The organism is Desulfosarcina sp., assembly GCF_055467485.1.
Map to the genome: position 1 here is coordinate 38052 of NZ_JBUOIV010000039.1, position 13889 is coordinate 51940.

The following is a 13889-nucleotide window of genomic DNA, read 5'->3' on the forward strand; positions in this document are numbered from 1 at the left end:
GTCGGCATCCTCACGGCCGGCGCATCCCTGGTGGTGAAGTCAGACCCGCGGGAGATGGTTCTGCCCCGTCGATCATATACCCGGGCAGGACGCCCGTGGCCTTGGGCGACCGTCGCGTCGGCATGGTCAGGACGCGGATCGTCCAGCCGGCGCCGTGTACGTTTTGACGGCAGTGTCGATCATGGTCTGTCGATCGACTTCACCTTCACGGACCCGATCGCGACATTCTCCCTGGCAGTGGCCGGTCGTGTCTCTGGATGGCATTTTTTTCATGGGTCTTTCCATATCATTAACGACGATATTCTGTTTCAACGCATGGTATGATGAACCTGTTTATCGAACCCGGGTGCTTGATCGTGCAGGGGCCGTCTGTCGACCATCGCCTGCCGGATCATTCGGAAAGAATCAATATTTCGGCACCGACACCGAAACGGGCCGCGTCGTCAACCTTGTCGCAGCGCACGACCCTGGCCACCGAATGCGACCGAAACGCCCAGCAAACCCGGGGATCGGAATTCCCGATGGCGAACTCGATGGGATCGTCCGATGGAGAGCCAGGCGCCCCCGTATCGTGGGAACCGGGCGCCCTGATCACGACAAAAGCACCGATCCGCTCGCGTTCAACCGATTCGAAATAGACGCCCGTGCTGCTGTAATTGCGCACGGTGACCATGCGGTCGTCGTCGGCATTCACATGCGCGCATGTCATGCTGACATCCTTGACGCACCGCTGATGCATCCGCCTGTCTGCGGTCTCATGATTCATGGTTGGGTTCCTGACATCGTGTCGTTCGCTGAACTGATGGAACAGGCACTGGCAATTACCACCATCCATTCAGATTGTCGTGATCGTTCAGGCGGCGCAAAAACGCTGGCACACCAAGGGCGCCGGCCGTCGGCTAACAGCAACAGGAGACATAGCGGGGCGAGCAGCAGCATGGATCAACGTGACACCCGCATGGATCGACGTAGTAGCAACAGGTGCTGTCACTTTCCTTGGAGACTGATTTTTCCGGGTCGCTCTTTTCAACGTCTTTGGTCTCGTCACTCATTTTACACCTCCGTGATTTAGCCCGTTAACGGTTCCGGTGCGAACTCTCGGTCCGGAACCCACGCGTCACCGACTACTTCTACAATAGTCGTGCCGAAGGCCCGTGCGCCTTTATCTTATTGTAAATAAATGAAATTAATATGTGCGAGCCTGATGCGGACGCTCAAAAATTTGATTCAATCAAGTTTTTGGATGGGAATGATCAAACGATTGAGCCGGGATTTCTCGCCTGCGTCTGTTCGTGCGCGGGAAAAAAGGGAAAGTGGATAGAAAATATGCCGGGTTAACGGGTGTTTCCGGAGAACACGCGGCAGGGTTACGGCAATCTCAACACCGCGGCCTGAACCAGGTTCAGCAGAGTGGTCGGGTAAAACCCGAGGGCCACCGTCAGAACGATCATGGCAACGGCCACCAGGCGGGCGGGCATCGTCAGGCGGATGGCAGGCTGCGGCCGGGCGGGTTCATCCAGGTAGGCGGCCTTGAGGACCAGCAGGTAATAGTACAAGGAGACGACGACGTTGGCCATGGCGATCAGCACCAGTGCCAGGTAGCCCTTTTGCATGGCGGCCACGAAAATCATCAACTTGCCGGCAAACCCGATGGTGGGCGGGATGCCGGCCAGGCTGAACAGGGCCATCATCAGGGCCAAGGCCAGCAGCGGGGAGCGCCGGTGCAGGCCGGCCAGTTCATCGATCTGGAGGTTGCGGCCGTCATCGGCCACCCGGGTCATGACCATAAAACAGGTGTATTTCATGATCAGCACCGCCGCTCCATAGAACATGGCGGCGGCATAGCCGGCCGGTGTCATGCACAGCATGGCCAGGAGCAGGTAGCCGGCATGGGCGACGCTGGAAAAAGCCATCAGCCGCTTGAAATCCTTCTGTGCAATGGCCGCTAGGTTGCCCACGGTCATGGAGACGACAGCCATGGCGATCAGTCCTCTGGCCAGCAGGTCGCTGTTGCCCTGGGCCAGGGAGATCAGGCGCAGCAAAATGGCCACGGCGGCCACCTTGGACACCGCGGCAATGAAGGCCGCCACCGGGTTGGGTGCGCCCTGGTAGGCTTCCGGCGCCCAGAAATGAAAGGGAAAGACGGCCAGCTTGAAGAAGAACCCGGCCAGGGTCAACAGCAGCCCGGTGACCGCCATGGGATGGCCCATCAAGGCCGGCAGCCGCTGGACCAGCATGTCGACGTGCACCGCACCGGTCATCCCGTAGACGATGGCCAGGCCGAAGAGCATGATGGCCGACGCGCTGGCTCCCACAAAAAAATAGCGCAGTCCCGCAATCATCCCCCAGCGGCTCTCCCGACGCAGGAAAACCAGGATGTAGAGTGAATAGCTGGACAGTTCCAGGGCGAGAACGATAGCCAGCAGGTGGACCGCAGAGGCCAGGATCATCATGGACAGCGTGCAGACGGCCAGCAGGAAATACCCCTCGCCGTGGTGCGAGGGGGCCACGCCCCGAAAGTCGTCGCACAGGACGACAACCAGGAAAAAACCGATGGCCAGCAAGGCCTTGAAGACCTGGGAGAAGAGATCCACCCGGTAGACGTGATTGAACAGGTCGCCGCTGATCGTCGCACAGGCGATGGCTGCCGCCACGGTGAACGCCGCCATGGTCACCGCCAGCTGGTAGTCCCTGCGCGGATCCGGTTTCAGGCAGGCCAGGATCAGGAACAGGGCCGCCGCCACCAGCAGGGTCAGTTCGGGAGTGAGTAGTATCCAGTTCATCGCAATCCAATTACTTGCATCGTGGCCGTATGGATCATGTCAAACAGCAGGCCGGGAAAGAGCCCGAACAGCACGATCACCGACGCCAGGATGATGCGGGGCACCGCCAGCGCGGCCGTGATGTCCGCCAGGCCCGCATATTTTTCCAGCGGCGGACCGTAGCAGGTTTTCTGGACCACCCGCAACATGAAGAGGGCGCCCACGGCCAGGGCAAAGATGGCCAGCGCGCCGGCTACCGGATAGACCCGCACACAGGACATGAACACCACCAGCTCCCCCCAGAAGCTGGCCAGGCAGGGGACGCCGATACCGGTCAGCGCGGCGATGATGAAAAAGGCGGTCGCCCGCGGCATCGTCCGGCTCAGCCCCCCCAGCTCGGCGATGGCCTTGGTGTGGGTCCGGTCGTAGATATAGCCCACCGACGAGAAGAAGAGCGCCGTCATGATGCCGTGGGCAAACATCTGGAACACCGCCCCGTTGAGGCCGTCGACCGTCAGGGTGGACAGCCCCAGGCCGACGATGCCCATGTGCGCCACGCTGGAGTAGCCGATCACATATTTGAGATCGGTCTGGCTCAACCCGACGAAGGTGCCATAGACAATGCCGCAGACCGCCAGCCCGGCCATGAGCGGTGCCCAGTACTGCCACCCTTGCGGGCAAAGGAACATGCCTACCCGCAGGATGCCGAAGGCCCCGATCTTCATCAGCACGCCGGCGTGGATCATGGACACCGCCGTGGGTGCGGCCACGTGACCCACCGGCGACCAGGTGTGAAAGGGAAAGACGCCGGCCAGAATGCCGAAGCCGATGTAGAGCAGAAAAAACGCGATGCGCTGCTGCGCCGGGGTAAACCGGTTTCCCTCCATCAGGGCCAGCAGGTCGAAGGTCATGGCGCCCGACTGAACCACCAGGTAAACGATGGCCGGCAGGATCAGCGCGCTGCCGGCCAGCAGGTAGAGGGTCAGCTTCATGGCCCCGTATTCCTTGCGGGTGCTTCCCCAGATGGCGATGAGCAGGTACATGGGAAACAGGGAAACATCGAACCAGACGAAAATGAAAAAGAGGTCCAGGCTCATGAACAGGCCAAAGACACCGGCCACGAGCAGGAAAACCAGGGCGAAGAATTCCTTGACTCGCAGTTCCATCTCCCAGCAGGTCAGCACGGCGGTGAAAAAGACGATGCCGGTAAGCAGCAGCATGGGCATGGCGAAGCCGTCCACCCCGTTGAAATAGGCAATGCCCAGGGCGGGAATCCAGGCCACCCGCTCAACGAACTGGTAGCCGCCCGCCTGCTGGTCATAGGCCACGAAAAGATAGATCGAGATGATCAGGGTCAGGCCGCTGAACACGGCGCTGACGATTTTGATGGCCCGCACATGCCTTGCCGGAATGGCTAAGATCGCCAGCAGGCCCGCAACACAGCAGAGCAGCAGCATCGTTAAAAAGGGAAAGTCCGCCAGCTGGTATGCCATGGTCACCCGCCCCATCCAATGAAAAGAATCAATCCGACCACCGCCGCAACCATGATCATCAGCCGGTACTGGATCATGCCGCTGTGAACCCAGTCGATCACCCGTCCCAGTCCGATGGTCGAGCGGCCCAGCCCGTCCAGGGCGCCGTCGATCACGCGCCGGTCGTTGGCGGTAAACAGCCGCGACACCCCCCGGTAGACCAGGGTGTCCAGCAACCAGCGGTAGAGCCGGTCCAGATACCAGCGCTGGCCGAACAGGTCGGCCAGCCAGGGGATGCGCTCCACCCAGCCGACCTGCCGGGCCTGCTTGCACCCGTATTCGAGCCAGGCCTGGAATATGGCCACCGCGGCCAGCAGGCATGCGGCTATCGGCAGCCAGCTGGGGTGGGCCGGCATTGCTGCTTTGACCCCCGCGTCGGCGCGCGCGAGGAAATCGTGCAGGGGCGTCTGGCACCACCCCAGGACGACGGTGACGGCCGCCAGGCACCACAGCACGGCGGCCATGGGCCGTTCGTCTCCGGCACCGTGGTGGCCGCCGTGGTCGTTCTCCGGCGGGGAGTCGCCCTCATCTCGGGGAAACAAAATGATGAAGATCAGGCGAAACGAGTAATAGGTGGTCAGGAAGGCGCCCACCGCCGCAGCCAGGAAGGCGACGGGGTGTCCGCTGTCCAGCAGGTGGCCCAGGATGATCTCCTTGCTGAAGAATCCGGAAAGCGGGGGCAGGCCGGCAAGCGCACCCGCCCCGATGATCGTGCAGACAACGGCCGACTTGAGCCGGCGCCCGCCCTGCCTGCCGATCTCGAACATGTCGTTGGTGCCGCAATGATGGATGAACACAGCGGCGCATAGAAACAGCAGCGCCTTGAATCCGGCATGGGTGATCAGGTGAAAGGCGCCCGCAAACAGGCTGCCGGCGCCCAGCCCCATGAGCATGAAGCCCAGCTGGCTGATGGTGGAATAGGCCCAGACCTGTTTGATGTCCCGGGCCACCATGGCCATGGTGGAGGCCAGCAGCATGCTGATCGTGCCGATGGCCAGGCACACCGCCATGGCCGTCGGCGAAAGCGAGAAGAAGCCGAACAGCCGCGAGAACAGGTAGACGCCGGCGGCCACCATGGTGGCCGAGTGCAACAGGGCGCTCACCGGCGTGGGGCCCTCCATGGCGTCGGGCAGCCAGGTGAGCAGCGGAAACTGGGCGCTCTTGCCGACGATGCCGCCGAATATCAACAGGGCGGTCAGGGTGATCATGCCGGGCGACAGCTGGGCAGCCACCGCTGCGGGATCGGTCAGCACCGGAATGTCCAGGGTTCCCAGCTGCAGCCAGAGCAGCACCAGCCCCAGCAGGAAGGCCACATCGCCGGTGCGGGTCATCACGAAGGCCTTTTTGCCGGCTTCGCTGGCGCTGAACGTGTCGAACCAGAACCCGATGAGCAGGTAGGATGCCAGTCCCACCAGTTCCCAGAAGATGTAAATCTGCAGCAGCGAGCTGGAGACGGTCAGGGTCAGCATGGCCCATGCGAAAAGGGACATGCAGCCGTAATAGCGACCGAATCCCGGGTCCCCGGCCATGTAGCCCAGCGAGTAGACCTGGACCAGGAAGCTGATCGCCGCCACCACGGTGAACATCGACAGGCTGGTCGGGTCCAGCAGGATGCCGATGGGAATCGTCATCTGACCGGACACCATCCAGACCGCCTGGAACACCAGCGGCGCCTGCATCTGCCAGTGCTGCACGAGCAGGGTGACGGCTGCCAGCAGCGACATGCCGGCGGCCCCGATGGAGATGGCCGCCGAGAGCCGGTGGCGGGACCGGGTGGCCAGCATGATCACACCGAAAGCCAGCAGGGGCAGCAGCAGGGCGGCACCGGTGACGAGCAGGCTGACGGGGAGCGGGGTTGCCGGTTGCATGGCTATCGCGGCCCTCCTTTTTCCCACAGCACCGCATCCATGGCTGGGTCGACCGAATCGGTGCGCCGGTAGACCACGAGGACGGCCGCCAGACCGATGGACACCTCGGTGGCGGCGACCGCCAGGATAAAAATCACGATGGCCTGGCCTTCCATCTGCTGCCAGTGCAGGGACGCGCCCACGAAAGCCACCGCGGCGGCATTGAGCATGATTTCGATGCCCAGCAGCATCATGATCAGGTTCCGCCGGGCCAGGGTGCAGAACAGGCCCAGGCTGAACAGGAGCCCCGAGAGCAGCAGGATGTGGTTGAGCGGAACGATCACGGCGCCTCCTTGCGGACGTCCGCCGACGGTCGGCGAACCCGGCGGCCCAGCACATAGGCGCCGACCAGGGCCACCAGCAGCAGCATGGAGGCGATTTCCACGGCCAGCCAGTGGGTCTGGAACAGATAAACGCCAAAGGCCGCCGGCGATGCCTGGGCCGCTGTCATCGGGGCCCACCCCGCCGGGTTGCGGCCGACCATCATGGAGCTGACGGTCAGAAAGCCCGCGCTGATGAAAATGGCCGGCAGCAGCTGTCCGACCGGAAAGAACATGCCCGGCAGCTTTTTCAGCCGGATCATCATGATCAAAAACAGAAACAGGACCATGATCGCACCGGCGTAGATGATGATCTCCAGCGCCGCGAGAAAGGGTGCGCCCAGCAGGTAAAAGAGCATGGCCGTGCCGAAGAACGACAACACCAGGTAAAGCACCGCATGGACCATGTTGCGCCGGGTGACGGCCATGACCGTGGACGCGACGATCAGCAGGGCGATGGCGTAAAATAAAAGGGTCAGGATGGACATGGTTGAATGTCCTGTTTGACAAGTTGGGTTACATGTGGCTGGTTAGCACATAGACCGGGTACTAGTCCAGGTCCAGCTTCACTTTGCACCGGTTGCACGTCACCGCGCCCCGGAAAACGGTATTGCCGCACCCGGGGCAGACACAGCGGGCCGCTTCATCCTTGACCCACTGTTCGGCACCGACTTTTCGCCGGTGGGGAACCACCCGAAAAAGGACTTCTTTTCAACGGTCATCGGAAAATGGTCAATGTGCCGGCAGGGAAAGTCGTCGCACGGATGACACCCCGCTTATCCTTTTTTTCGGGTGCCGTCACTGATTTCACACTGCCTGAAATGCATGAACCGGTCATCGGACAGGCACCCGCTGCATCGGATATCTTCGGCTGAAAGGGTTTCACTGTTCGGAAGCCTGCCCTTGCCTTCAACGCCCCCCCGGTAAAGCCCGGCCAGCCGCGGAATTTTCATTTCTCGTCGCGATGGGCGATATGAATGGCGCATACGCCGCAGTAAAGTCCGCAAGGAGAGAGAAAATCCGGATTGATCGTCATCGGCCAGACTCCCTGGAAAACGTATCCGCCGGGTATCGCCCCCAAAAAAGGCAGCCGGCGTTGTCGTGGGACCGGCGTGCATGCTCGCCCGGCGAGAAGATTCGCTCCGCAGCATCCACCCCGGGCGTTGTTCAACTCAGAACATGCCCGCTTCGGCTGGATCTGAAAACGGCGGTGGGTTTTCCGGTTCGATGGCAGACGCTGATGCAGATATCCATCCTATATCAGTCACGCAAGGTTTCTCAATAGCTAAAATAAAAATGCGACCCGATGCCTCGCCCGTTCGGAAAGCGATACGTCCCGGTCCCTCCGCGTGGCTGGTTTCCGGGGTTACACGGCGTCGGGGAACTTGCCTTTCCAGGGCACCGTGAACGAATCCCACACGTCGCTTTTGCGCTTGTGCTGCTCTTTCATCTGCGCGGCCACCAGGACCGACCCGTTGCTGCGGACGTTGACCAGGCCGTAGTGCACCCCGCCGCTGGGATGCGCGCGGCCGAGTTCGGTCGAGAAAAACAGCGGCAGCGTGCCGCGCGTCCAGCGCGCGGCGGCACCCACGGCGTCGGCCGTCGGGTGGTCGAAACTCTTGTTGTCGCCCGAGGAAACGATGTTGACGTACGGCTTGACCTTCTTGAGGTAGTCGACCGTGAAATCGGAGGACCCGTGATGACAGGATTTGGCGACCGTTACGCGGAACGGGTTGGCATCGCCGTAGTGTGCCATCAGGTGTTTCTCGGCCGGGATGTTGAGGTCGCCGCCGAAGAGAAACGAGTGCTTGCCGAAGACGAGCTTCAGCACGATCGAGTGGCCGTTGCGGGTGTGTGACGAGCTCGGGGTCGCGATCGGGTGGTCATTCGGGTCCGGGAAGGTGACGTACTTGACGTCGCCGTTTTCCGATATCGGCACCGGTCCGAGCACCTCGATGCGCAGTTTGTCGGGATCGTCCGTGGCGAAACCCGGCAGCGTGGCGTTGCGGCTCGTGATGCGCCTGGCACCCGTGAGGCGGCCCTCGGTGCGCGCCTTGCGTGCGGCTTGCCAGAAGTCCTCGAAGGTCTTCATGAGCTCGCCCCTGCCGATCAGGACGCCCGCGTAGTCGAGGTCGTCGAACGTCTCGGCAAGCACGGTCCCGCCGTTTTCCAGCCGGCCGAGATCGAAGGGCTGGCCCGCAGGCAGGTCGTCGTCATAGCGGATGATTCCGTTGTGGAAGACTTCTCCAAAGGTGAAATCAGGATCGTTCAATGCGTGGGTGAGTCCCCTGAAGTGATCCATGTCCGGATGGCTGACGACGACGGCGTCGACGTGCACCTTCTCTCCGGCCCTGATCAGGGGCCAGTATCGGTGCCGCAGAAACTGGTAGAAGCTTTTGCTCGGGCCGCCGTCGATCAGCAGCCGACCGTTGGGGGCTTCGACGATGGCACCGTCCCCCTGTCCGACATCGACCACGAAAATCTTGAGCGCCGGCGTGGCGCGCGTGTGCGACTGGCGAACCCAGCCGCCCTTGCCGCGGTTGGATCGCGGTTTCACCCGGTACCACGCCCCGTCTTGCTCGAGAACCTCCAGCCATGTTCCCATCAGGACGTGATTGACCGCCCTCGAACTGCTGCCGGCGCTTTCATGGAGGATCGTTTCGGGTTTGTCGGCATAGACAATGGTCGTCATAGCACCTCCTTTGTCAAAATGAGCGTTAAGGCGGGGCCGGCTGCCATAAACCGCCGAACCGGAGATGGACATCCGCGTATGATGGGCGGTTGTTCCCTGTCTCTGACACGAGGCATCCGGCCGACGGCCTGAACCGCCTGTCCTGCAATCCGCCCTGCGCGTTCCGGTATGCCGATGTTATCCCGATCGGGTTTCAACGCGTTTTGACCAGCTTCAGCCCCTCCGTTTTAAACGTTTCCGTCTCGAAGTAGCGATCATATTGCAGGAAATGATTGATTTCGTATCGGTTCCCCTTTTTATCTTCAACCGCCGCCCTCAGGTTGAACTTTCCCCAGGCCCAGGTGATCAGCTTGCAGTTGGGATTGGCGTCGGTTCTGAAGATGCTCCTTTCCGGTTTGGGAAAGGTATGGTGAAGGTAATAGGTGACTTTGTTGACAAACGGGAGATCTCTTCCCACCAGATAGATAAAGACCTTGTACAGGTATTGTTCGCCGCGCTTGTAATAAAATACCGATCTGTCGCTGCTGTCAGGGTCAAAGGGTTGGTCGTGTATTTCCACTTCAAATGCTTTCATCTATCCACCTTCTTTGTATCGCGTGTTCATGTAAGCTTAGGATTGGGCCTCATTTAAATCCGGAGGTCTCGACGCCTCGACCACCGATTCGCCGGAGCCTTCCTGGACGATCTCCTGGCCGGTGGCCGCTATCGTGTCTTGGCCCACACCTCTTTTGCTGGCGGCCGATTCTCCAAAGTAATAACCGATGATGGAGCCGACCAACCCACCGAGAGTGGCTACCGCGACTTGAAGACCGTCCTTGAGTTCCGTAAAGTTCTCATTTTTAAACAAGGCGAAATAGATAATCGAAAACACCGTAGCGACAAACATGAACGTCAACAGGATGGCTAATATGTGCTTAAAGTCGTTTATGATTTCCGTGAGGAACTTGACGATCATATAACGGATCGTCGTCTCTCTTTTATTGGCGTCCGCCGTGTTTCTTTCAAACCGCCAGCAACCCTTTACCCAGGCCATCCAGGTGACAAATATTCCGATCAGCGACAGTGTTGGAAAAAGTATCATGAATACATTCCATGAGGTTGTCACATAATAGGATACATCCATTTTCTGCACCTCGTTTTAGGATATTTTGAGAAGCTTGCAATTATTCATCGAATGCCAGTCCATTGGGAACGGAAGAAAGAAACTTCCGTAAGACAGCCATATTCAGCCTGAATTCAGCCATAGCCGCCTGCTCGCTATTACTGCCATCCATGGATTGTCCCCCGTACCCGGTAAGTGGCATGCTGTTTACCGGGCCGGCTTAGCGGCCGGAGCGGAGCACCCCCCTGGTAAAGCATGGGACGCATGCTCAATCGTCATCGATTTCGATTGGACCTTCACCAAAATCAAAAACTTCTGAATGGAACTCTATTTTGAACCATTCGCGAAATATCTTGTAATCTCTTTTCTTCGGCCACGTTGTCTCATCAATGCTCCAACTTTCAAGTTCGATCTCAAATATTTCTTTGTAAAGCGTTTTTATGAATTTTAGGGAGTCCTTGTCGTCATCGCAATGCGGTATCAGCAGAGCCGTGCAGTCCTCGTTCAGCGAATCGAAGCCGACCGGATCATCGAGCATGCCTGGAAGCGAATTGATCCATGCCGCATAAGGCGCTTTTGGTTTTATAATCGCGACTTGCCGATTCAACGCGTTCATGGTTTTTCCTTACACGGAACCCAATATGCCCAAAAAAATTTCATTTGTCGGCTCAATTATTTAACCCAGAAATTATTCTCTCCGGCCAACCCAATAAAACAATAGCGTTGTCCATAAAGCGTGCCTTCCATTTGGCGACTCTACTAGCCGCAGACCTTTCCGGGGAAACCCGGCAAGACCTACAAACCCAGGTCAGTGCGAGCCTGCTCGATCTCATCGGCCCAAACCCACAGTCGATAAGGGGGTGGGACGTCGTGCCAGCCGAAACGTCCCTTTTCAGAACAATCTCGAAGATCGATACAGATGCGTTGAAAAGCACGTTGTAAACCCTGGGCCGCCGTTTCGGCTGTTCCAAGCTTGATGCACATCCTGAATTCATAGGCAAGCAGCATGTCTTCGCCAAACTCATCCCACGCGCCACGCTTATTGCCCCAGGCGGTCTCGGCTGCTGTGATTGCCAGGTTCATGTCACGGTTACGGGGAAGTGAAGGGTAGATTGGGAAGAAAGCGGCCCAGCCATTCTCTACCATGTCAAGATTGAGGGTTCTTCGGTCCGGGTGGTCAGGCAGCGGAACCGGATCGTTCGGAGGGCCGCTAAACCAAGGGGCGATATAGGCCAATAGCCTTCCATACGAATCAATCATCTGCCCGGTAGGAATGGTGGCGACTCGCCTGACCACACCATCCGGCCTCGTCAGTCTTTCTGCAAGCCTGCTGTCAAAAACACCTGTAGCACGGTCTCCTGCACCGATGTGCCGTTCTGCTGCATCCGCTGTGAGCTTGGTGCAGAGATACTGTCTGAAATCTTCCGGCACCTGATCATAGAAACCGCTGGTCAGCCGCTCTCGACACAGATCGAGCTTCGGCTGGCTTTTTTCAGGCTTCCCTGCGTAGCCGGCCTTTTCAGGCGTGTCGCATGAAACCATCCGGATCGGTTGCTCAATGACAGGCGTGTCACCGTCGGAAATACGACTGAGGCGGCGCGGCTGGGCTGACCGCAGATTGCGGCTGAAGGGGAAATTGACCGTGACTGTCATACGATCCTCCTTGTTTGTCGGGTCGGTTCGAAGCAGCGGTTCTGCGAAAGCGTTCGCAGCCGATGCCTGCTTGCCGAGAGATTGCCGGCGGCGGTTCTCCTGCATCATGGATGCATCGGCCTTCGGTCCTGCAGGAGGTTGTTCCGCTTGAAGGGCCGGTTCGTGCCGTTTCGCTCCGGCCATGGCCGACTGGTCGTTTTTAGACTTCTATCGAGTGATATAGAGTAATTTTAAGGTATGAATTTATTCAACTATTTTATATTTCTGCCGGCTATCGTGGACTGAGGCCGTCTGACAATGTAAGTGATTACCATCCTCCGAATTACCAAAGCAGTTTTACGCTGATTAAAGCAATAACGACAGGTACCAGATAAATCGCAAATCCTGCTTTCCATGCGGGGCTATATCCTGAGACTTTAGTATAATTGGTATCATCTTTGTCACCAGACACTTGGAGATAGCCAGTGATTTCATCGTTTCCGTCTGCTATCTTAACGTCATCCATCCTCAGAAGGGACGATAGCAGTGAGTCAAGGGCATATATGACGCGAAATTTACGCCGGACATAGTTCTGGTCGATAATTAAGCCTCCAGCACTTAATGCAATAGAGACTAAGAGCATCGCCATCAAGACTCGGTGTAAGTTGACTTGGGCGCCTGGAGAATTGTCAACGATCGATTTAAAAAGAATGCCCCAACCAGCAAAATAAAGAGTGAGAAATCCTGTTCTAACGGTCCAGACCATTTTGTCATAGGCGTGAATGGCTTGGTTCTTTCCTTTTATTTCACCTAAAACAATTTTTAAAACAAGTGCTTCTTTGTCCATGTAATGACCTCTTTAATCCTACTCGAGACTTTCATAACAGTCAGGCAGGAATCGGGGAGAGCATACAGCGAAAAAAATAAGGTCCGTTATGCCGGTATTGGTGATTCGCTGGGGCGTATCATCTGGAATTCGTACCACATCACCCACAAATACATCAATTGGATCCAGGTCATCTATTTCTACACGGCCTTGTCCAGAAATGATTATGTAGCGTTCAGTTACTCCTTTTAATTTGTGCCACGCGGTAGTTACGCCGGGTTTAACTCTTGCTCGAGAAATAGAAACAAACTCATCTCCGGAATCATTCGCTGTTTCTTCAATAAAGCACCGTTCCTTGGTTTCGAACGCTGTGGCTACATTGCTTTTTTTTACTTCTGGTCGCACAGGCGCCTCTGTTAATTGCGACAACGACAAAAGCTAAGCGGCGTCAACTGCATAGCGGTCTTGCGTTTGTTTATGCGGATTAGGTGGAAAGCCGTTGCCCCTGCACTGGGGGGCGGTTCCCGCCGGTGTTACCGGTTGACCGCCGACATCCCTTCAGGGGAGTATCGTTCCCCGAGCACCTGATCGGCCAATTCATTCAGCGTTGCTCGATTTTCCGCTGTGAGGCGACAGTCAATTGCCCCCAGGTTGGTCTGGAGATTGGCGAGCTGAGTCGTGCCTGGAATGGCTACGACATGATCCCCCTGGTCCAACACCCAGGCCAGGGCAACCTGCGCTGCCACACATCCCTTTTGGGCGGCAATCTCCTTGATCGCCTCCACCAGTTTGAGGTTGACCTCGATATTTCCCGGCTGAAACCGCGGCTGCATCTGGGCCCGGAAATCAGTCTCGCTGGTGGGCCGATCGCTGATCGAGGCGTAGCGGCCGGTCAGCATTCCCCTGCCCAAGGGCGAGTAGGCGACCAAACTGATGCCAAGCGCCACACAGGTGGGGAGTATGTCCTTTTCAATATCACGGCTGAATATCGAGTACTCGGTCTGAAGGGCGGCGAGTTCCGGGGTCTCCTGGCGTTTGACCCTCTTCTCCACTTCGATATCGATCCGGTCCAGCTGATACCGGTTCATGATCTTCTCTGCGATGTCTCTGGAGAGG

At 58.2% G+C, this 13889-nt stretch carries 17 protein-coding genes; all 17 read right to left on the reverse strand.

Annotated features, from left to right (window positions below; genetic code table 11):
* Positions 1–126 precede the first annotated feature (126 nt).
* Positions 127–273 (reverse strand): hypothetical protein, encoded by a 147-nt coding sequence (locus tag ACZCED_RS17185; protein ID WP_462968958.1) that lies wholly within the window; start codon positions 271–273, stop codon positions 127–129.
* Between the two features lie 118 nt (positions 274–391).
* Positions 392–766, reverse strand: a complete 375-nt coding sequence (locus ACZCED_RS17190) for a hypothetical protein (protein WP_462968959.1) — start codon at positions 764–766, stop codon at positions 392–394.
* Positions 767–899: 133 nt separating this feature from the next.
* Complete coding sequence (locus tag ACZCED_RS17195; RefSeq protein WP_462968960.1) at positions 900–1052, reverse strand: hypothetical protein; 153 nt, start codon at positions 1050–1052, stop codon at positions 900–902.
* A gap of 315 nt (positions 1053–1367) precedes the next feature.
* On the reverse strand, positions 1368–2783 hold the full coding sequence (locus ACZCED_RS17200) for an NADH-quinone oxidoreductase subunit N (RefSeq protein ID WP_462968961.1): 1416 nt from the start codon (positions 2781–2783) through the stop codon (positions 1368–1370).
* Entirely contained in the window at positions 2780–4255 is a 1476-nt protein-coding gene (locus tag ACZCED_RS17205) for a complex I subunit 4 family protein (protein WP_464861291.1), read from the reverse strand. Before ACZCED_RS17205 ends, ACZCED_RS17200 begins: the two co-directional genes overlap by 4 nt.
* Before the next feature lie 2 nt (positions 4256–4257).
* On the reverse strand, positions 4258–6162 hold the full coding sequence (locus ACZCED_RS17210; RefSeq protein WP_464861285.1) for an NADH-quinone oxidoreductase subunit 5 family protein: 1905 nt from the start codon (positions 6160–6162) through the stop codon (positions 4258–4260).
* A gap of 2 nt (positions 6163–6164) precedes the next feature.
* The gene (gene nuoK / locus ACZCED_RS17215) at positions 6165–6485 is read right to left on the reverse strand and encodes an NADH-quinone oxidoreductase subunit NuoK (protein ID WP_462968964.1); all 321 of its coding nucleotides are present in this window, start codon (positions 6483–6485) and stop codon (positions 6165–6167) included.
* Positions 6482–7009: an NADH-quinone oxidoreductase subunit J family protein gene (locus tag ACZCED_RS17220; RefSeq protein ID WP_464861286.1), complete on the reverse strand. Its 528-nt coding sequence runs from the start codon at positions 7007–7009 to the stop codon at positions 6482–6484. Before ACZCED_RS17220 ends, nuoK begins: the two co-directional genes overlap by 4 nt.
* 288 nt (positions 7010–7297) lie before the next feature.
* Positions 7298–7474: a hypothetical protein gene (locus ACZCED_RS17225; RefSeq protein WP_462968966.1), complete on the reverse strand. Its 177-nt coding sequence runs from the start codon at positions 7472–7474 to the stop codon at positions 7298–7300.
* A 413-nt stretch (positions 7475–7887) separates the two neighbouring features.
* Positions 7888–9213, reverse strand: a complete 1326-nt coding sequence (locus tag ACZCED_RS17230) for an MBL fold metallo-hydrolase (RefSeq protein ID WP_462968967.1) — start codon at positions 9211–9213, stop codon at positions 7888–7890.
* A 193-nt stretch (positions 9214–9406) separates the two neighbouring features.
* Positions 9407–9787 carry a pYEATS domain-containing protein gene (locus ACZCED_RS17235; RefSeq protein ID WP_462968968.1) on the reverse strand — a complete coding sequence of 127 codons (381 nt, stop codon included), beginning with the start codon at positions 9785–9787 and terminating at the stop codon, positions 9407–9409.
* A gap of 36 nt (positions 9788–9823) precedes the next feature.
* Positions 9824–10294, reverse strand: a complete 471-nt coding sequence (locus tag ACZCED_RS17240; RefSeq protein WP_464861287.1) for a hypothetical protein — start codon at positions 10292–10294, stop codon at positions 9824–9826.
* Positions 10295–10583: 289 nt separating this feature from the next.
* Positions 10584–10931, reverse strand: coding sequence for a hypothetical protein (locus ACZCED_RS17245; protein ID WP_464861288.1), 348 nt, complete (start codon positions 10929–10931; stop codon positions 10584–10586).
* Positions 10932–11110: 179 nt separating this feature from the next.
* On the reverse strand, positions 11111–12151 hold the full coding sequence (locus ACZCED_RS17250; protein ID WP_462968971.1) for a thermonuclease family protein: 1041 nt from the start codon (positions 12149–12151) through the stop codon (positions 11111–11113).
* Positions 12152–12290: 139 nt separating this feature from the next.
* On the reverse strand, positions 12291–12794 hold the full coding sequence (locus ACZCED_RS17255; protein ID WP_464861289.1) for a hypothetical protein: 504 nt from the start codon (positions 12792–12794) through the stop codon (positions 12291–12293).
* An 18-nt stretch (positions 12795–12812) separates the two neighbouring features.
* Positions 12813–13178 (reverse strand): cupin domain-containing protein, encoded by a 366-nt coding sequence (locus ACZCED_RS17260; RefSeq protein WP_462968973.1) that lies wholly within the window; start codon positions 13176–13178, stop codon positions 12813–12815.
* Positions 13179–13306: 128 nt separating this feature from the next.
* Positions 13307–13889, reverse strand: a 583-nt coding sequence (locus ACZCED_RS17265; RefSeq protein ID WP_464861290.1) for an aldo/keto reductase, incomplete at its 5' end; no start/stop codon positions are given.

Coding starts and splice junctions, on each gene's coding strand:
- ACZCED_RS17230 (WP_462968967.1), bottom strand. CDS start 9,213: ATGACGACCATTGTCTATGCCGACAAACCCGAAACGATCCTCCATGAA.
- ACZCED_RS17185 (WP_462968958.1), bottom strand. CDS start 273: ATGAAAAAAATGCCATCCAGAGACACGACCGGCCACTGCCAGGGAGAA.
- ACZCED_RS17210 (WP_464861285.1), bottom strand. CDS start 6,162: ATGCAACCGGCAACCCCGCTCCCCGTCAGCCTGCTCGTCACCGGTGCC.
- ACZCED_RS17200 (WP_462968961.1), bottom strand. CDS start 2,783: ATGAACTGGATACTACTCACTCCCGAACTGACCCTGCTGGTGGCGGCG.
- ACZCED_RS17220 (WP_464861286.1), bottom strand. CDS start 7,009: ATGTCCATCCTGACCCTTTTATTTTACGCCATCGCCCTGCTGATCGTC.
- ACZCED_RS17225 (WP_462968966.1), bottom strand. CDS start 7,474: ATGAAAATTCCGCGGCTGGCCGGGCTTTACCGGGGGGGCGTTGAAGGC.
- ACZCED_RS17195 (WP_462968960.1), bottom strand. CDS start 1,052: ATGAGTGACGAGACCAAAGACGTTGAAAAGAGCGACCCGGAAAAATCA.
- ACZCED_RS17205 (WP_464861291.1), bottom strand. CDS start 4,255: ATGGCATACCAGCTGGCGGACTTTCCCTTTTTAACGATGCTGCTGCTC.
- ACZCED_RS17235 (WP_462968968.1), bottom strand. CDS start 9,787: ATGAAAGCATTTGAAGTGGAAATACACGACCAACCCTTTGACCCTGAC.
- ACZCED_RS17240 (WP_464861287.1), bottom strand. CDS start 10,294: ATGATACTTTTTCCAACACTGTCGCTGATCGGAATATTTGTCACCTGG.
- ACZCED_RS17245 (WP_464861288.1), bottom strand. CDS start 10,931: ATGAACGCGTTGAATCGGCAAGTCGCGATTATAAAACCAAAAGCGCCT.
- ACZCED_RS17250 (WP_462968971.1), bottom strand. CDS start 12,151: ATGGCCGGAGCGAAACGGCACGAACCGGCCCTTCAAGCGGAACAACCT.
- ACZCED_RS17190 (WP_462968959.1), bottom strand. CDS start 766: ATGAATCATGAGACCGCAGACAGGCGGATGCATCAGCGGTGCGTCAAG.
- ACZCED_RS17255 (WP_464861289.1), bottom strand. CDS start 12,794: ATGGACAAAGAAGCACTTGTTTTAAAAATTGTTTTAGGTGAAATAAAA.